17 protein-coding genes are annotated in these 17319 nt (G+C 49.3%); 7 read left to right on the forward strand and 10 right to left on the reverse strand.

Annotated features, from left to right (window positions below; translation table 11 throughout):
* Positions 1-121: 121 nt before the first annotated feature.
* Positions 122-3238 carry a multidrug efflux RND transporter permease AcrD gene (gene acrD, locus GC128_RS16470; protein ID WP_151995223.1) on the forward strand — a complete coding sequence of 1039 codons (3117 nt, stop codon included), beginning with the start codon at positions 122-124 and terminating at the stop codon, positions 3236-3238.
* A gap of 99 nt (positions 3239-3337) precedes the next feature.
* On the opposite strand, the gene ypfM is transcribed toward acrD, so the two are convergent.
* Positions 3338-3397 (reverse strand): protein YpfM, encoded by a 60-nt coding sequence (gene ypfM, locus GC128_RS16475; protein ID WP_087867655.1) that lies wholly within the window; start codon positions 3395-3397, stop codon positions 3338-3340.
* Between the two features lie 410 nt (positions 3398-3807).
* Here ypfM and GC128_RS16480 point away from each other — a divergent pair, with 410 nt between their 5' ends.
* The 3 genes from GC128_RS16480 to GC128_RS16490 all read left to right on the forward strand — a co-directional run bounded on the left by GC128_RS16480 (position 3808) and on the right by GC128_RS16490 (position 5648).
* Positions 3808-4164, forward strand: a complete 357-nt coding sequence (locus tag GC128_RS16480) for an ArsC family reductase (RefSeq protein ID WP_151995224.1) — start codon at positions 3808-3810, stop codon at positions 4162-4164.
* A 4-nt stretch (positions 4165-4168) separates the two neighbouring features.
* On the forward strand, positions 4169-5296 hold the full coding sequence (dapE, locus tag GC128_RS16485) for a succinyl-diaminopimelate desuccinylase (protein ID WP_034459089.1): 1128 nt from the start codon (positions 4169-4171) through the stop codon (positions 5294-5296).
* Positions 5297-5456: 160 nt separating this feature from the next.
* Complete coding sequence (locus GC128_RS16490) at positions 5457-5648, forward strand: YpfN family protein (protein WP_034459091.1); 192 nt, start codon at positions 5457-5459, stop codon at positions 5646-5648.
* Between the two features lie 95 nt (positions 5649-5743).
* Here the strand turns inward: GC128_RS16490 and GC128_RS16495 are convergent, their stop codons facing one another.
* Positions 5744-6262 (reverse strand): phosphoribosyltransferase, encoded by a 519-nt coding sequence (locus tag GC128_RS16495; RefSeq protein ID WP_154152421.1) that lies wholly within the window; start codon positions 6260-6262, stop codon positions 5744-5746.
* Between the two features lie 319 nt (positions 6263-6581).
* Here GC128_RS16495 and GC128_RS16500 point away from each other — a divergent pair, with 319 nt between their 5' ends.
* Positions 6582-7370: an HAD-IIB family hydrolase gene (locus GC128_RS16500; RefSeq protein ID WP_151995225.1), complete on the forward strand. Its 789-nt coding sequence runs from the start codon at positions 6582-6584 to the stop codon at positions 7368-7370.
* Between the two features lie 62 nt (positions 7371-7432).
* Here the strand turns inward: GC128_RS16500 and GC128_RS16505 are convergent, their stop codons facing one another.
* The 7 genes from GC128_RS16505 to dapA all read right to left on the reverse strand — a co-directional run bounded on the left by GC128_RS16505 (position 7433) and on the right by dapA (position 14922).
* A complete protein-coding gene (locus GC128_RS16505; RefSeq protein WP_151995226.1) occupies positions 7433-8197 on the reverse strand; it encodes a DeoR/GlpR family DNA-binding transcription regulator in 765 nt (254 codons plus the stop codon).
* Between the two features lie 154 nt (positions 8198-8351).
* Positions 8352-9050 carry an esterase gene (gene ypfH, locus GC128_RS16510; RefSeq protein ID WP_151995227.1) on the reverse strand — a complete coding sequence of 233 codons (699 nt, stop codon included), beginning with the start codon at positions 9048-9050 and terminating at the stop codon, positions 8352-8354.
* Positions 9051-9124: 74 nt separating this feature from the next.
* The gene (locus GC128_RS16515; protein WP_151995228.1) at positions 9125-11140 is read right to left on the reverse strand and encodes a tRNA(Met) cytidine acetyltransferase TmcA; all 2016 of its coding nucleotides are present in this window, start codon (positions 11138-11140) and stop codon (positions 9125-9127) included.
* Positions 11141-11164: 24 nt separating this feature from the next.
* Positions 11165-12040 (reverse strand): KPN_02809 family neutral zinc metallopeptidase, encoded by an 876-nt coding sequence (ypfJ, locus tag GC128_RS16520; protein WP_151995229.1) that lies wholly within the window; start codon positions 12038-12040, stop codon positions 11165-11167.
* A gap of 131 nt (positions 12041-12171) precedes the next feature.
* The gene (gene purC / locus GC128_RS16525) at positions 12172-12885 is read right to left on the reverse strand and encodes a phosphoribosylaminoimidazolesuccinocarboxamide synthase (RefSeq protein WP_034459103.1); all 714 of its coding nucleotides are present in this window, start codon (positions 12883-12885) and stop codon (positions 12172-12174) included.
* 107 nt (positions 12886-12992) lie between these two features.
* On the reverse strand, positions 12993-14027 hold the full coding sequence (bamC, locus tag GC128_RS16530; RefSeq protein ID WP_151995230.1) for an outer membrane protein assembly factor BamC: 1035 nt from the start codon (positions 14025-14027) through the stop codon (positions 12993-12995).
* A gap of 16 nt (positions 14028-14043) precedes the next feature.
* Positions 14044-14922: a 4-hydroxy-tetrahydrodipicolinate synthase gene (gene dapA, locus GC128_RS16535; protein WP_151995231.1), complete on the reverse strand. Its 879-nt coding sequence runs from the start codon at positions 14920-14922 to the stop codon at positions 14044-14046.
* Positions 14923-15067: 145 nt separating this feature from the next.
* Between dapA and GC128_RS16540 the strand changes: the two genes are divergently transcribed.
* The gene (locus GC128_RS16540; RefSeq protein WP_226812155.1) at positions 15068-15625 is read left to right on the forward strand and encodes a glycine cleavage system transcriptional repressor; all 558 of its coding nucleotides are present in this window, start codon (positions 15068-15070) and stop codon (positions 15623-15625) included.
* Between the two features lie 14 nt (positions 15626-15639).
* Positions 15640-16110, forward strand: a complete 471-nt coding sequence (gene bcp, locus GC128_RS16545; RefSeq protein WP_151995233.1) for a thioredoxin-dependent thiol peroxidase — start codon at positions 15640-15642, stop codon at positions 16108-16110.
* 54 nt (positions 16111-16164) lie between these two features.
* Here the strand turns inward: bcp and GC128_RS16550 are convergent, their stop codons facing one another.
* Complete coding sequence (locus GC128_RS16550) at positions 16165-17235, reverse strand: AI-2E family transporter (RefSeq protein WP_151995234.1); 1071 nt, start codon at positions 17233-17235, stop codon at positions 16165-16167.
* Positions 17236-17319 lie beyond the last annotated feature (84 nt).

Genomic DNA, 17319 nt, shown 5'->3' on the forward strand with positions numbered 1-17319 from the left:
ATAGCACGAAAATAATTTACATTATCTCCTTATTTCCTCCACGTTTGGGCTTGCTGTTAAGGCTACAGTGACAACTGATATCAATAATCACAATCTGAAGTACTGACGAGGTCCTGACTGAATGGCGAATTTCTTTATTAATCGCCCCATTTTTGCCTGGGTGCTGGCCATTATTTTGTGCCTGACCGGCGCACTGGCTATTTTTTCATTGCCCGTAGAGCAATATCCCGACCTCGCTCCGCCAAATGTGCGAATCACTGCGAACTACCCTGGTGCGTCAGCACAAACGCTGGAAAACACGGTCACTCAGGTTATCGAGCAGAATATGACCGGGCTGGACAACATGATGTATATGTCGTCCCAAAGTAGCAGCGCAGGCCAGGCGACGATCACGCTGAGCTTTAAAGCCGGAACCGACCCAGATGAAGCCGTGCAGCAGGTGCAAAACCAGTTGCAATCTGCATTACGTAAATTGCCGCAGGCCGTGCAAACCCAGGGCGTAACGGTTAGAAAAACCGGCGATACCAACATTCTAATGGTGGCGTTTGTGTCTACCGACGGCAGCATGGATAAGCAAGATATCGCGGACTACGTCGCCAGTAATATTCAGGATCCTATAAGCCGTATTAACGGCGTCGGTGATGTGGATGCCTACGGTTCGCAATATTCAATGCGTATCTGGCTCGACCCGACCAAACTCACCAGTTTCCAGATGACCACGCAGGATGTGGTGGATGCGATTAAATCGCAGAATGCACAAATTGCGGTCGGGCAGCTAGGTGGAACGCCTTCTGTCGATATGCAGGCGCTGAACGCCACCGTTAATTCTCAGTCACTGCTGCAAACGCCGCAGCAATTCAAAGACATTACGCTGCGTGTAAATCAGGATGGATCTCTGGTTTCGCTGGGCGATGTTGCAGAAGTTGAACTAGGTGCCGAGAAGTACGACTTCCTGAGCCGTTATAACGGGCAAGCAGCGTCAGGCCTGGGAATTAAACTCGCCTCGGGCGCTAACGAGATGGAAACTGATAAACTCGCCCGCGCAAAAATTGAAGAATTATCGCAGTACTTCCCTCATGGCCTGGAAGCGAAGATTGCTTACGAAACCACGCCTTTTGTGAAAGCCTCGATTACTGATGTAGTGAAAACTCTGCTGGAAGCCATCCTACTGGTATTCCTCGTCATGTATCTTTTCTTACAGAACTTCAGAGCGACGTTAATTCCGACTATCGCCGTGCCGGTAGTATTATTGGGTACCTTCTCCGTCCTGTATGCGTTTGGCTACAGCATTAACACCCTGACGATGTTTGCCATGGTTCTGGCTATCGGTTTGTTAGTTGACGACGCCATCGTGGTGGTCGAAAACGTTGAACGCATCATGAGTGAGGAAGGGTTATCACCCAAAGAAGCGACCCGAAAATCAATGGGCCAGATCCAAGGCGCGTTGGTTGGGATTGCAATGGTGCTGTCAGCGGTGTTTGTACCGATGGCATTTTTTGGCGGCACCACAGGGGCGATATACCGCCAGTTCTCGATAACCATCGTTTCCGCGATGGTGCTATCAGTATTAGTGGCAATGATTCTGACGCCCGCGTTGTGTGCCACCATTCTCAAGCCATTGCATAAAGGTGAACATCACGGCCAGAAAGGTTTCTTTGGCTGGTTTAACCGCATGTTTAACCGCAATGCACTGCGCTATGAATCTGCTGTCGGCAAAATTCTGGCGCACAGTCTGCGCTGGATCCTGATTTATGTGCTGCTGATTGGCGGCATGGTGTTCCTGTTCCTGCGCCTGCCAACCTCTTTCCTGCCGCTGGAAGATCAGGGTGTATTCACCACTTCAATACAATTGCCGAGCGGCTCTACGCAGCAGCAAACTACCAAAGTGGTGGAAAAGCTTGAGCAGTATTATCTGACCAAAGAGAAAGATAACGTACTGTCGGTGTTTGCCACTATAGGCTCCGGCCCCGGCGGTAACGGGCAAAACGTGGCGCGCATGTTTGTACGCCTGAAAGACTGGGATGTACGTGACCCGAATACCGCCAGTTCTTTTGCCATTATCGAGCGGGCAACAAAAGCCTTCCGTGATATTAAAGAAGCACGTGTGATAGCCAGCAGCCCACCGGCCATCAGCGGTTTAGGTAACGCAGCTGGGTTTGATATGGAATTGCAAGACCACGCAGGTGCCGGGCACGATGCGCTCATGCAGGCGCGCGATCAGTTACTGGATATGGCGAGCGATGAAAAACTGCTGACTCGCGTGCGTCACAACGGTTTAGACGATAGCCCGCAAATGCAGATCGATATCGACCAACGAAAAGCGCAAGCATTGGGCGTATCCATTGACGATATCAATAACACGCTGCAAACCGCCTGGGGTTCCAGCTACGTGAACGATTTTATGGATCGTGGCCGTGTGAAAAAGGTATATGTGCAGGCAGGAGCGAAATATCGCATGCTGCCGGAAGACATTAACCAGTGGTATGTGCGTAACAAAGACGGTGGAATGGTGCCTTTCTCTGCTTTTGCCAGCTCGCACTGGGAAACAGGGTCACCACGTCTCGAACGTTATAACGGTTATTCAGCTTTGGAAATTGTCGGTGAAGCAGCACCTGGTGTAAGTACCGGGACCGCGATGCAGGTGATGGAAACCTTGGTGCAAAAGCTGCCAACAGGTTTTGGCCTGGAATGGACCGGTATGTCTTATCAGGAACGGCTATCAGGGGCGCAGGCTCCAGCGCTGTACGCCATCTCGCTATTAGTGGTGTTCCTGTGCCTGGCGGCACTTTATGAAAGCTGGTCAGTGCCATTCTCGGTGATGCTGGTTGTTCCGTTGGGGGTAGTTGGTGCACTGCTGGCAACCTGGATGCGTGGGCTGGAAAACGATGTGTACTTCCAGGTGGGGCTGTTAACGGTTATAGGATTGGCGGCCAAGAACGCCATTCTGATTGTTGAGTTCGCCAACGATATGAATGCCCAGGGCCGCGAACTGGTTGCCGCAGCGCTTGACGCCTGCCGCCAACGTTTACGCCCGATACTGATGACATCCCTGGCGTTTATCTTCGGCGTGTTGCCAATGGCAACCAGCAGCGGTGCGGGTTCCGGTAGCCAGCATGCAGTGGGTACCGGGGTGATGGGCGGGATGATTTCAGCGACCGTGCTGGCGATATTCTTCGTGCCATTGTTCTTCGTGCTGGTGCGCAGACGATTCCCGCTCAAAGAACATTCAGATAGCTAACCAACAAAAAAGCGACCTTAAGTGGTCGCTTTTTGTATGGCTCAAAGGATATTGAGAATAAGAACATCATGTTCCCATTGTATTTTTTACCCGGTTAGATCATTTACGAAGCATATCTTCAATGAAATCTTTCCAGTTCCCTAGTTCGTGCTCAATCATAACCGCCTCTCTTATAATTGCTTTAATTATACGTAATCCCTTCCATGGAGTGAAGCGGCATTACTTTGCAGCTTCACTGGCTATCTATCATCAAATATTGAGAGTCGACTGCGTATGGACTTAATTATTAGCTCAATAGGTATTTAATAATGTGACGAAACACTTGAAATAAAATGTTTCAGTTACTCAGCAGCTCTGCAAGCCGCGAAAATCGGACTTTTCGTAGCAACCAAAGACTCTGAACTCTCTACACGCCAAACGGCGATAAATTAATCAAAGCAGAAAAAAATCTCTATTACCTAACTTTTAGATTAGCAATTGAGTTATATTTTTCCTTGCAACTTTTTTATCATTTTATTTATTCTAAATTCCTGCATAAATAATCACTGCCAAAAATAAGGATTTAACCCGTGATAATTCTCTACGGTATTAAAAACTGCGACACCATCAAGAAAGCGCGCCGCTGGTTGGATACTCAAGGCGTGGAATATCAATTCCATGACTATCGTGTAGATGGGTTAGATGCCGAATTATTGAATAGTTTTATTGCCGAATTAGGTTGGGAAGCACTGCTGAATACGCGAGGAACGACCTGGCGCAAACTCGACGAAGCACATCGCGCAAGTATTACTGACGCCCAAACTGCAGCAGCGCTAATGCTCAAAATGCCAGCAATCATCAAACGCCCATTGCTCTACGTGCCCGGTCAGCCTATGCTGCTGGGTTTCAATGAATCGAACTATAATAAATTTATCAACGAGGTATAGAGCTATGTCTTGCCCGGTTATTGAGCTGACGCAACAGCTTATCCGCCGCCCTTCTCTGAGCCCTGACGACGCTGGCTGCCAGGCGCTGATGATTGAGCGACTACGTGCCATTGGTTTTACTATCGAGCACATGGATTTTGGCGACACGCAAAACTTCTGGGCATGGCGAGGAAAAGGCGAAACGCTGGCGTTTGCTGGCCATACCGACGTCGTGCCTTCAGGTGATGCCGACCGTTGGATTAACCCACCGTTTGAACCGACTATCCGTGATGGCATGCTATTTGGTCGTGGTGCTGCAGATATGAAAGGGTCGCTTGCCGCGATGGTGGTTGCTGCAGAACGTTTTGTGGCACAGAACCCGCGCCATAAAGGCCGCCTTGCATTTCTCATCACGTCTGATGAAGAAGCCAGTGCCAAAAATGGCACTGTGAAAGTAGTCGAAACATTAATGGCACGCCATGAAAGGCTCGATTACTGCCTGGTTGGTGAACCTTCCAGCACTGAAGTTGTAGGCGATGTGGTGAAAAACGGCCGCCGTGGCTCGTTGACCTGTAACCTGACCGTCCACGGTGTGCAAGGGCACGTTGCTTACCCGCATCTGGCTGATAACCCTGTTCATCGTGCAGCACCAATGCTGAATGAGCTGGTCAATATTGAGTGGGACAAAGGTAACGAGTTCTTCCCTGCCACCAGCATGCAGATTGCCAACGTTCAGGCCGGCACCGGCAGCAATAACGTAATTCCAGGCGATCTGTATGTACAGTTCAACTTCCGCTTCAGCACCGAACTGACTGATGAAGACATCAAGCAACGCGTTATTGCCCTGCTCGATAAGTATGAATTGCGTTATACCCTCGACTGGTGGCTTTCCGGCCAACCGTTCCTTACGTCACGCGGGAAGCTGGTCGATGCGGTAGTGAATGCAGTTGAGCACTATAATGAGATCAGACCGCAACTGTTGACCACCGGTGGCACATCCGATGGGCGCTTTATCGCACGGATGGGGGCGCAGGTGGTGGAACTTGGACCAGTGAACGCGACTATTCATAAAATTAATGAGTGTGTTAACGCCGCTGACCTGCAAATGTTGGCCCGTATGTATCAACGCATTATGGAGCAGCTTGTCGCCTGACAGGCCGCAATAAACATCAATCATAGCCAGATTAATTGGCGTTGTGGCAAGGCAGCCAGGGAGCTTCTCCCGATGCGCTTACTTGAGTAAGTGATTCGGGGAAATGAGTGCAGCAAGCGCCGCCACAACGTCAAGTAACAAGGCGAAAGAGGTTATACGCATGGAATGGCTATCGCATTATTGGTGGATCATCGTACTGGTGCTGCTTCTGGGCATTTTCCTTAATGTGATTAAGGATCTGAAGCGTATTGATCCGAAGAAATATATGGCGAATAAACCTGAGCTTCCTCCTCATCGTGACTTTAACGATAAGTGGGATGACGAAGACGATTTCCCAAAGAAAAAGCCTTAATTAACAAATGAGCGGGGAAATCCCCGCTTTTCAGACTACCGAACCCTTCGCGTTTCTGGCATTCAGGCCAGTATCTACAGGCAAGCAGTCAAAACTTAACGTTTTAATTTGGCTACATAAGGCAGATTTCTGTACTTATTTTCCCATGGCATGCCATATCCAATTAATAAGTCATCATTTTCCATCTCATATGCATAATATTGTCTGACGGGGATATCTACCCGACCCGGTTTGACAAAAAGAACAGCAACACAGACCGATTTTGGCGTGTAGTTTTCTAAGATAAATTGAACAAGGCGCTTCATCGTTCCGCCTGACTCAATGGCATCATCAATGATGATGACATCCCGACCGCTGATATCGATATTCTGATGGAAAACTATCGCTGAATTATTATTTCTGTCGCCTGGAGTATGCGGGCAGGCAATATAATCCATATTAATATCAAACTCTAACTGCCGGGTCAGGTCCGCAGTGAAGAGGATCCCGCCCGGTACAACCGTAATAATGACAGCGTCATTAAAATGCTGGTTGAGTTGTGCAGCAACCTTCGTCACGCCCTCAGCAATAGCCGATTCACTAATTATGATTTCACCAACATGTTCATGTTTCATAGAAATTTCTCTTTAGTTATCAGAGTAATCAACAGATTCAGAATTCGTTAAAACCCTTACTGGCCAGACTCGTCACCCCCGGCAAGCTCCTGCCGCGCATACCTCTAACAGCATATGTTCTGAAAATAAATCTATCATAAACTATCACCGAGGCGATTTTTTAGATCTAAATATTGCACAAAAATACACTAACGAGCATCATCGAGCATAATTAAACCACCATAACATGTGCGTAATGTCGCACAACCCACCATGCTTTGTTAGATTCGAATATCACCTGACGTCGTCAAAAACTCCAACACATAGAGGCTCTGACCTAATGATTAAACTTATTATTACTGACCTGGATGGCACATTTCTGAATAGTAACGGCGATTATGACAGGGCGTTATTCATGGAGGTCAGCGAACTAATGGCCGAAAAGGGTGTTCACTTCGCAGCCTGTACCGGAAAACAGTGCGACAGGGTTGAGGAGTTGTTTGGAGACTACAGCAGAAACCTGTGGATTGTGGGAGACAGCGCAACCCGAATCAAACATGACGGGAAATTTGTTTATCAGTCACTGATGGGCTTACGCATCATTAATACCCTTCAGGAAGTTAATTCTCAACATGTCATCATCGCCTGTACTTCAGAGGGGGCAGTGATCCGCGCCGACCTTGCGCAAAGGCTGAAGGATAAGGTACGAAATTCGTATTCCAGTATGATTGAAGTAGACGACCTGAGTGCGCTGACATCTGATTTTGTTAAAATTACAGTGTATGACGAGGAAGGTCATTGCCCACAGACTCGACCTCACCTGTCCACTTTCGAAAATGAAGTTTACATTGTGGTGTCAGAAGCGGCGTGGATTGATATTGCGGACTATGGTGTTCACAAAGGAACCACCATACAAAAGCTCCAGGAACTGCTTGGTGTCAGTAAGCACGAAACCATGGCTTTCGGCGATGGCTACAACGATATTGAGTTGCTCGCAATGGCCGAATACAGTTTTGCAATGCGCAATGCCTTCGAGGAAACCAAGGCGGTTGCAAATTTTATCACTGGATATAATGACGCAAATGCAGTCCAGGAAACGATCAAACGAATGTTGGCTCTTCAGTCCTAACATCTGCTTGCGCAAGCCATCAGTGAAGGTTCACTCCAGCCTTCACTGATGTGGATTTGAGGCTAATCAACAATCTCGATGCGAAGATTTTCGCTACTGAAATCCTGCACTCGGGTTTCACGGCTCACCACGACAATATCAATAGCATCACAGGTAGCAACTTTGTATCTCGCCACCTGACACATTTTATCTGCAATGACCGCAGCAATAACTTCATTACTCTGAGCGATGACTTCTTTTTTAAAACAGGCATCTTCGTAGTATACGGCTGTGAGCCCAGCCTGTGGGTCGAGGCCACAAACACCGATAAATGTCTGGTCAAAAATCATATTACGGACCTGGTTTACGGTATCTAAACCTAAAGTGCTCCCTGTTTTGGGACTCACCTTTCCTCCCAACAGAATCAACTCCCCTGACTGTCTACTGCTTAATGCAGAGGCAATTTGTGGCGAATTTGTCACGATGGTGAGTTCAAAAGTCTCAGGGATAAAATCCACCATCGCCAGATACGTTGAACCAGCGTCGATGAAAATACAGGTATCCGGCTTTATCAATTCAGCGCATCGTCTGGCAACATCTGACTTCTCAGAAACACTCTGTGCCACACGGGTTTCAAAGCTCGCTGATTGCTGAAGCTGACAGACAGCCCCTCCGTAGACTTTTTTACATAAACCTTTGCGGGCCAGAACCTGAAGATCACGGCGAATGGTATGTTCTGAAACACCGAGTTGGCGGGCAATATCGGCACCAATCACCCTGCCAGTTTCAGTAAGCATTTGATGAATAAGATCCTGCCGCTGCTCAGGGAAAGCATCATAATCGATCACGAAAAACCTCAATCAAACACAACATTGCATGAAGCATAACATGGATAAATTATCTCAGCAGGAACGTGACGTTCTGGTGTGCCTTTAGACTCCCCCTGTGTTCAAAATCCAGAAGAAGTCTATAGGCAGGAGGGACTTCACTAAGACCGGGTTTTCAAAGAAACTCAACAATATCATCGTTGTTTGGCTTACCGCCGCTGAGCGCCTCATCGAAGTAGTGCTTCGGCACGGTATAACGCAGGTGATCGAGCGCAATCTGAATACTGCGGTCATCTATCGCATGGCCCAAATCGTCAATCACATCCAGCGTCACATCACCACCCAGTTGCGTTAACTGTTCATGAGCATCAAAGGCATGCTTCACATCAATCACTTTATCAACGTCGCCATGAATCAAATGAATAGTGGTTGAAGTTGAGGCATTTTGCGGAAGTTGCGCATAACGGCCATTAAAAGCCACCACGCGAGAGGCCAGTTCTGACTGTGCTTTCACACCCTCAAGCGCCATGATTGCCCCTTGCGAGAAACCGATCAGAGCTGTGGCATTCGCAGGCACGCCACTGTCTTTTTGCAAGTCACGCACCACCTGGACAAATATTGGCATGATGGCATCAACTCGTGCCTGGCGGTTTTCTTCCGTGACTCCCGCAACGGAAAACCACTCACGGCCTTGATACGGGCCGCTGGGTGCCGGGCCACCAATGCTGACCACCAGCGCTTCCGGGAAATGTGGCGCAAACCAGCTACCAATTTCCCCCATTGCTACCGGGTTATCGCCAACACCATGAAATAACAAAATCAGTTGCTTAGCCGGGCTGGCTGGGCTTTGAACTACAAAATGGTCGTGTTTCATGGTGTTCTCCTTTAGTTTCTGGAGATGACTATACGCCGGGATTCCATGATGACCATACCGTTTGACTGAATGAGTTAGTGGAAAAATTGCAATTGCATAAGCGTATTTTTCAGCTCAATACACTGTTGCTCATCGAGTTTTTCCAGCGCCTTTTGCACTTCCTGCCGCATCACAATTAACAATGCTTTACGTCCGGAAATACGTAATTGCAGGCAAAGTGACTCCACACTTAGACATTGTTGTACTCGGCCACGTAGCGCGTTAAGGGGTAAATCACTGGTGAGCAACAAACGATTCAAAGAGCCCAGGCAGGCCTCCACAGGGCGATGCCCAAAGGCGAAGCCTGCCAACTCCAGCCAATCATCACTGTTTAGCGCAGCCTTTTCATCAGGGATAACAGGTAAGGATTGGTCAATCCACGGTTGCAACCACCTAATATCGCGCTGTAGCCGCTGCTGCTCGTGACCAGTCAAAGCCTCACCTTGCTTAGTTAACGGCAATAACGCCATCGCCGTATAGCAGCCACTGCTGGCCTCCCGGTGACTTCCTACGCGCACCAACCGAAAGCCACAGCTTTCCCAAAAGCGCCATAACTCGTTGGTAAAACCAAAACTCACCGAAAGATAATCAGCAGCAAACGTTGCGTGAGCTTTCACTTTGGCAATCATCTGTTGGCCGATTTGCTGACGCTGGCGTAGTGGATGCACAGCAATACGGCTGACGCGCAATCCTTTAAGCGTTGCGGCTAATGGACTACCGCCATGGGCTGCCAGCGATTGCGCCACTAAATTTCCACGTGGGCGCCGAAATCCAGCCCACACCGCCCGACTGAGATCCTCATGAAGCCCACCCTCCTCCACAAGCCAGGTCGCCCCAATCGTTTCCCCACGGCTGATTGCCGCAATAAAGTGCTGCCCCGGAGCATCCAGCATCCGACGCCAGTCCAGTGGTGAAGTACGATAATGTGCGCCAGACAGTAAGCGGTACATCTGTTGTAGTTGTTGCGATGGTTGTAACTCGCTGGCTCGTTCAATGACCTGCAAAGAAATCATACCTTGCGGGGCTGTCGTTATGTCGATTTCATCAAATAGCAAAACAGCGTCAATTAACTTTTCCAGCGGATCATTTGCAGCCCAACGGATGGGAGTTGAAAGGGTGTAGCGCGTCAGTTCGTCGAGACTTGCGCAGAACTTGAGTACAAACCCGCGTCCTGTTCCTTCGTAACCCTGAACCGTGGTGGTGAGTAAAGCCCGTGGAAAATGGGAAATTAGCTGGCGTAGCTGGGGGGCCGGAAGAGCTGCGGCTTCATCAATGATGAGCCAGTCGGCCTGAAATGCATCGGGGTTGGCAAGCAGTGCGTCAGGCGCAACAAAGTTAAAGCGATCGCCAGCATGCTCAGCGAGCACATCTGTCGCCGCTTTTCCGGGAGCGGTTACCAGCCCTTTGCCTGGAATCCTTTGCAGTAACATTCCCGCCAGCGCAGATTTACCACGCCCTCTCGGTGCGGTAACCACCGCAACGCCCGCAGACATGTTCAAAAGCTCATCCAGAATAGCGGCCTGCTCTGCAAAAGGTGCACCATTGGCTGCATGCCATTTTGGACGTGGCGAGAAATCAGGGATTTGCAGCGGCTGATGCTGCTGCCAGAGCACGCATTCGTTATCAACACTGATACAGTGCTGTAGATGAGCGATAAAATGTGGTGTGGGAATCGCTTCCGGCTGCTCACTCCAGCGGTTTGAATCGCAATCTGGCTGCATCGACCAATTGTCCCATTCGGGAGCCAGCAGAACTAACCAACTGCCCGCTTTAAGCGTTCCCGCAAGGGCTGCCAGCGATTCAGCATCCAACCCTTCTCTTGCATCAAAGACCGCATGCAGAAACTCACGACCCAATAGAGTGCGCAGTGCCGACGTTGCACAATGAAGCGGCAATTCCGGTGCGGCCCCAACCCATAGCCAGTCACCGGGTAATTGCCGGGTAAGAGATTGTACCTGCTGGCTACTCCAGGTTTTCTCACCCGCCATGATAATCATACGGCGAATACCAGCATCAGCCATACTGGCGGTTGCTTGCCTTAGCAGCTCCATGGCTTGCGTCCTTGTCACATCTCGTTATTTGGCGGTATTACCGAAGGTATTGCACTGCGCCGGGTCGCCGCTATCGAAACCGCGTTTGAACCAGGTATAGCGCTGTTCTGAAGTGCCATGGGTGAAGCTGTCGGGAACTACGCGTCCCTGACTCTGTTGTTGCAGTTTATCATCGCCAATCGCTTCAGCTGCATTCAACGCTTCCTGCAAATCTCCGGCATCCAACACTTCTTGTTTTTGCATGCTGTTACCCCAGACACCCGCGAAGCAATCAGCCTGCAATTCCATTTTTACAGAAAGACGATTGCCCTCCGCCTGGCTTACACCCTGCTGGAGCTGGCGGACTTTCGGTTCAATCCCTAACAATTTCTGCACGTGGTGGCCGACTTCATGAGCAATGACATAGCCTTGAGCGAAATCACCATCAGCGCCCAGTTTGCTTTTCATTTCATCATAGAAAGAGAGATCGATATACACCGTGCTGTCAGCCGGGCAGTAGAAAGGCCCCATGATTGACTGACCAGTGCCACAACCAGTACGCGTACTGCCACGATACATCACCAGTTTTGGTGGTTGATAAGTACGCCCCATCTTCTGGAAAACTTCTCCCCAGGAGTCCTCGGTCGTGGCCAGAATAACCCGGGTAAATTTAGCGGCTTCGTCATCGTTAGGACTGATAGATCGTTGCGTAGATTGCTGTTGCGGAACTGGCTGCCCACCGAGCATTGAGGTGAGATCGACACCATAATAGCTCGCCACAACGACCACTATTAATAAGATGATACCGCCTTTACCGCCGGGTAAGCGGAATCCACCACCACCGCCTCCGAAGCTTGGGCCAGAAGAGTTGTTTCGTCTGTCTTCAACATTGTCGCTTTCGCGACGACCTTGCCAGCGCATAGTCGACCTCATTATTCACAACTTGTAATAAGTAGATCGTAGGTGGTTAATTCCAGGATTACCATAGGAAACAAGACGTGAAAAAGCCGAATGTGAGAACACATTCGGCTTCATAAGAATCGTGCGAGATTTTAGTCTAATTGAACGCCAAGACGACGAGCGACTTCTTCATAAGCTTCAATCAGGCCACCAAGGCTCTGGCGGAAACGGTCTTTGTCCATCTTGTCGAGGGTTTCTTTGTCCCACAAGCGGCTACCGTCTGGGGAAAACTCATCACCCAGTACAACCTCGCCGTTGAACAAACCAAATTCCAGCTTGAAATCGACCAGGATCAGACCCGCGTCATCAAACAGTTTGCTCAGAACATCGTTAGCTTTGTAGCTCAACTCACGCATACGAGCCAAATTCTCTTTGTTCACCCAACCAAAGGTTTCACAGTAAGATTCATTGACCATCGGATCATGCATCGCATCGTTTTTCAGGAACAGGTCAAACAGCGGTGGATTCAGCTCAATGCCTTCTTCAATACCGAGGCGTTTAACCAGTGAGCCTGCCGCACGGTTACGAATTACACACTCAACCGGCACCATATCCAGCTTTTTCACCAGCACTTCGTTGTCGGAGAGCAGAGCTTCCATTTGCGTAGGAATGCCCGCCTCTTCCAGTTTAGTCATAATGAAATGGTTGAACTTATTGTTCACCATGCCTTTACGGTCAAACTGTTCAATACGAGCACCATCTCCTGCTGAAGTATCATTGCGGAATTCGAGCACCAACAGATCCGGATTTTCCGTGCTGTATACGGTTTTCGCTTTGCCACGATACAACTCAGCTTGCTTTTGCATCTTTCTTACTCCAGGTGTGATTTAACTAAAAATTCCGCTATCTGTGTCTACGCACACGTTTGCGTAGCCTAACAGAAAAAAGGCCAGAGAGCTCTGGCCTTTAAATGTTACTTGCTGAATGCCGCCTGGAATGCAGCTACCAGAGCATCGTTCTGAGACTGCGTCAGCGTGTGACCTTTTGGATCGATGAACTGCAGACTGCTGCGGTTATCGAGGTCGCCCACTTGCAGTTTATAGTCGCCACTGGACAGACCCGGGTCTTTCGCACCTAAATCTTGCCATGCACTGTCAGACAATGGTTTGTATGTTACAGCCATGCTGCCTGTTGAACGCGTAGAGTCGGTGACTTTCATGCCCACTTTCTCAAGCGTTGCCGGTAAACGGTTCCATACGACGTTGAATGGACCACGCACCACCAGCATTGGCAGGCCAGTGTCATCAGCGGCACTTTGAACATCAAGTTGCGTTGCTGCACGGCTTTCTTTCGCATTTTGCAGATCGGTCTGGGTTTTATCCAGTGCCGCACTGATGCTGTTAAGCATTTCTGCACTATAACGTTGCATAGATGCCGCATCAGCAATTGGCTTGCCGGCCTGTTCCAGATTCAGCAGCTTAACCACCACAGCTTGTTGATAGCCTTGAGGTTTCACACTGATTTGATAGCGCCCACGGTACTGCTGATCTTCATCAGCACGGTTCCATTGGACCCAGTCAGTGGTCAGCGTTTGGCTTGCGTCATCACGTTTATCAATACCGTAATTTTTCGCCTGTACAGCGCTTACGACCTGTGGCCACAGCGTTGCACCACGCGCACTTTCAACCATCAGAGTTGCGGTGTCCCCAGTAAACTGAGTACGTGCGCCACTGACTAATGCCAGAGGTTGAGCCGGCGGACGGATATCCAGCTGTTTGCCTACTGCGCCGCTGCCGTTGGTGACCGGAATATTGTATTCACCATTCTGCACCGGCAGGATCATCCCCGCCGGGGAGTGGATTTCCGCGAGGGGTGCTGCATCCAGATAGGATTCGTCACCACTAACCTGGCGCTTATAACGCTGGTCGGTGCTACATGCTGCTAACAGCATGGCTAACGAAACCACTGCAACTTTCGCCACCGTCGACTTCTGTACTGAGTAAGCCATCAAATCTCCCTAAACTTTACAGCAAACCGGCATGCTTGAGCGCGCTAACAATCACCGGACGACTGGCTTCAGTCAGCGGTGTCATTGGCAGGCGTAAGGTATCGGTTGCCACAAGTCCCAACTCCCTACATGCCCATTTGACTGGGATAGGGTTGGGTTCAACAAATAATTTATTGTGCAGCGGCATCAAACGTTCGTTGATAACGCGCGCTTGCGCATATTGCCCATTGGCGGCCAGTTTACACACTTCTGCCATTTCTCGCGCGGCTACGTTTGCCGTCACAGAAATCACACCGTGCCCACCCAATTGCATAAAGTCCAGCGCACTAGCGTCATCGCCGCTAACCAGGATGAAGTCATCTTCAACCAGCTCTTTGATCTGGTTTACTCGTGTTAAGTTCCCGGTCGCTTCTTTGATACCAATAATATTTTTAATCTTCGCCAAACGGCCTACTGTTTCAGGCAGCATGTCGCAACCGGTACGAGATGGCACATTGTACAGCATCTGCGGCAGGTCTGTACTTCCAGCGATGGCTTTGAAGTGCTGATATAGCCCTTCCTGGGTTGGGCGATTGTAGTATGGAGTTACCGTCAGGCAGCCCACAATTCCGCTGTTTTCGAAACGCTTTGTCAGCGAGATAGCTTCAGAGGTGGCATTAGCGCCAGTCCCCGCGATAATCGGAATACGGCCATCGGCCAGTTCCAGCGTCATCAGTACCACATCACCGTGCTCGTCATGGCTCAACGTAGCAGACTCTCCGGTCGTACCTACCGAGACAATCGCCGAGGTCCCGCTGGCGACATGGTAATCAATCAGTTTTTTCAGGCTTGACCGGCAGACATTACCTTTCTCATCCATCGGCGTCACAAGCGCGACAATACTTCCAGTGAACATTGGCCATCCTCTGTGCTAACAAGTGTCTCAATGGTACGTTTGGTGCAGGATCAAAAGCAAGTCACCAGGTGACGCTACACGGTTGTACGCAACTTTTTTTTATGCTTTCCTTATGATATCTCACCGATTCACAGGAAGAACACGTTTGACACTCTCACCACACCATTATTTGGTCATTACGGCCCTTGGGGCGGACAGACCTGGTATTGTTAATACCATCACCCGCCATGTGAGCAGTTGCGGCTGTAATATTGAAGACAGTCGCCTCGCTATGCTCGGTGAAGAGTTCACGTTTATTATGCTGCTATCGGGCAGTTGGAATGCCATAACCCTGATTGAATCAACGCTACCGCTGAAAGGTGCTGAGCTAGATTTATTAATCGTTATGAAACGTACCGCAGCGCAAGAGCGCCCAGCAATGCCAGCAACAGTCTGGGTGCAGGTAGAAGTGACCGACTCGCCTCATTTAATCGAGCGTTTCACCCATCTGTTTGATGCCCATCACATGAATATTGCGGAATTGAGTTCACGTACCCAGCCGGCTCAGGATGGCAATCCACCCCAGCTGTATATTCAGATAACAGCTCATAGTCCGGCAGGTCAGGATGCGAATGTTATCGAAGATGAATTCAAGGCCCTCTGTACAGAACTTAAAGCACAAGGCAGTATTAACGTTGTGAATTATCCACAGCAAGATGATTAAGACGGAGAGTTGTAATGAGCCCACTGAAAGCCGGTGACAGTGCACCGAAATTTAGCTTGCCTGATCAAGACGGCGAGCAGATAAATTTAACCGACTTCCAGGGACAGCGCGTTCTGGTTTATTTTTATCCTAAAGCGATGACGCCAGGCTGCACCGTGCAAGCATGTGGCTTGCGCGACAACATGGATGCGTTGAAACAAAGTGGTGTGGAAGTGCTGGGTATTAGCACCGACAAGCCAGAGAAACTTTCACGTTTTGCCGAAAAAGAGTTACTCAACTTCACCCTGCTTTCTGATGAAGACCACCAAGTCTGTGAGCAATTTGGGGTTTGGGGCGAGAAGTCATTTATGGGTAAAACCTACGACGGCATCCATCGCATTAGCTTCTTGTTGGATGGTGAAGGGAAAGTTGAAAAAGTGTTTGATGATTTCAAAACCAGCAACCATCACGACATTGTGGTGAACTGGCTGAAAGAAAACGCTTAATAGCTACGCTAAAAATATTAAAAAAGCCGACTTTATGTCGGCTTTTTACTTTCTCTAGTTTGGCTTATCGTCTATCAACACGCTATCCGGCCAGGCATGCACCACCGCTTTAATCAGGGTAGCAAGTGGAATCGCGAAGAAGACCCCCCAGAACCCCCACAGACCGCCAAAAATAACTACCGACAAAATGATGACCAATGGATGCAGGTTAACCGCTTCGGAAAATAATACCGGTACCAACAGATTGCCATCTAATGCCTGAATAATTAAATACACGGCAAATAGCGTCCAGAACTCTGGCCCCACTCCAAATTGGAATAACGCCACGCACACCACTGGGATTGTCACGACAAACGCGCCAATATATGGAATCAGCACAGAGAATCCGACCAGCACCGCCAGCAGCAGAGAGTAATTCAGGCCAAAAATCACAAAACCAATATAGGTCACCACACCCACAACCAGCATTTCCAGCACTTTGCCGCGGATGTAGTTCGTAATTTGCTGATTCATCTCCAGCCATACCTGCCCCGCAAGCCCACGGTTTCGAGGTAAAACCCGGCGAACAGCATTAAGCATCTGTTCTTTGTCTTTAACGAGGAAGAACACCATTAACGGCACTAACACCAGATAGATTGCCAGCGTTAACAGCCCAACTAATGAAGCCAGTGAATATTTGACCACTTGATCGCCCATACCCATCATGCGCCCACGCATGTTCTCGGCGATGGCATCAATGATGCCTGCATCAACCAGTGCCGGGTAACGTCTTGGCAGTGTGGCGGCATAATCGGAAAGTTTATTCAGCATTCCCGGCATGTCACGTATCAGATAGATACCCTGCTGCCAGGCAACTGGCGCAACCACCAGCACCATCAACAGCAAAATGCCGACAAACAGCACCAATACAATTGTAGCAGCCCAGGTTCGAGAACATCCGATACGCTGAAGCCGTGCGGTTGGCCACTCCAGTAAATAAGCCAGCACAATCGCCACCAACAGCGGCGCTAACAGTCCGTGGAAGAAGAACAGAATGACAAATCCTGCAACCAGAATGACTAGCAGTGCGATAGCCTCCGGATCGCTAAACCGTCGTCGATACCACTGCAACAACATTTCAAGCATACATCCCTTCCCTGACAGCATTGTGCGAGGAGAGATTGTATCTAAATGTCACTGTAAAGACTTTGCTTTTTATCTCTGTTCAAT

The organism is Buttiauxella massiliensis (assembly GCF_902500225.1).
Taxonomy (GTDB): domain Bacteria; phylum Pseudomonadota; class Gammaproteobacteria; order Enterobacterales; family Enterobacteriaceae; genus Buttiauxella; species Buttiauxella massiliensis.

Excerpts from the sequence above, each read along its gene's own strand:
- dapA (WP_151995231.1), bottom strand. The coding sequence starts at position 14,922 with ATGTTCACTGGAAGTATTGTCGCGCTTGTGACGCCGATGGATGAGAAA.
- GC128_RS16490 (WP_034459091.1), top strand. The coding sequence starts at position 5,457 with ATGGAATGGCTATCGCATTATTGGTGGATCATCGTACTGGTGCTGCTT.
- acrD (WP_151995223.1), top strand. The coding sequence starts at position 122 with ATGGCGAATTTCTTTATTAATCGCCCCATTTTTGCCTGGGTGCTGGCC.
- GC128_RS16550 (WP_151995234.1), bottom strand. The coding sequence starts at position 17,235 with ATGCTTGAAATGTTGTTGCAGTGGTATCGACGACGGTTTAGCGATCCG.
- GC128_RS16495 (WP_154152421.1), bottom strand. The coding sequence starts at position 6,262 with ATGAAACATGAACATGTTGGTGAAATCATAATTAGTGAATCGGCTATT.
- GC128_RS16500 (WP_151995225.1), top strand. The coding sequence starts at position 6,582 with ATGATTAAACTTATTATTACTGACCTGGATGGCACATTTCTGAATAGT.
- GC128_RS16515 (WP_151995228.1), bottom strand. The coding sequence starts at position 11,140 with ATGGAGCTGCTAAGGCAAGCAACCGCCAGTATGGCTGATGCTGGTATT.
- bamC (WP_151995230.1), bottom strand. The coding sequence starts at position 14,027 with ATGGCTTACTCAGTACAGAAGTCGACGGTGGCGAAAGTTGCAGTGGTT.
- bcp (WP_151995233.1), top strand. The coding sequence starts at position 15,640 with ATGAGCCCACTGAAAGCCGGTGACAGTGCACCGAAATTTAGCTTGCCT.
- dapE (WP_034459089.1), top strand. The coding sequence starts at position 4,169 with ATGTCTTGCCCGGTTATTGAGCTGACGCAACAGCTTATCCGCCGCCCT.
- purC (WP_034459103.1), bottom strand. The coding sequence starts at position 12,885 with ATGCAAAAGCAAGCTGAGTTGTATCGTGGCAAAGCGAAAACCGTATAC.
- ypfH (WP_151995227.1), bottom strand. The coding sequence starts at position 9,050 with ATGAAACACGACCATTTTGTAGTTCAAAGCCCAGCCAGCCCGGCTAAG.
- ypfJ (WP_151995229.1), bottom strand. The coding sequence starts at position 12,040 with ATGCGCTGGCAAGGTCGTCGCGAAAGCGACAATGTTGAAGACAGACGA.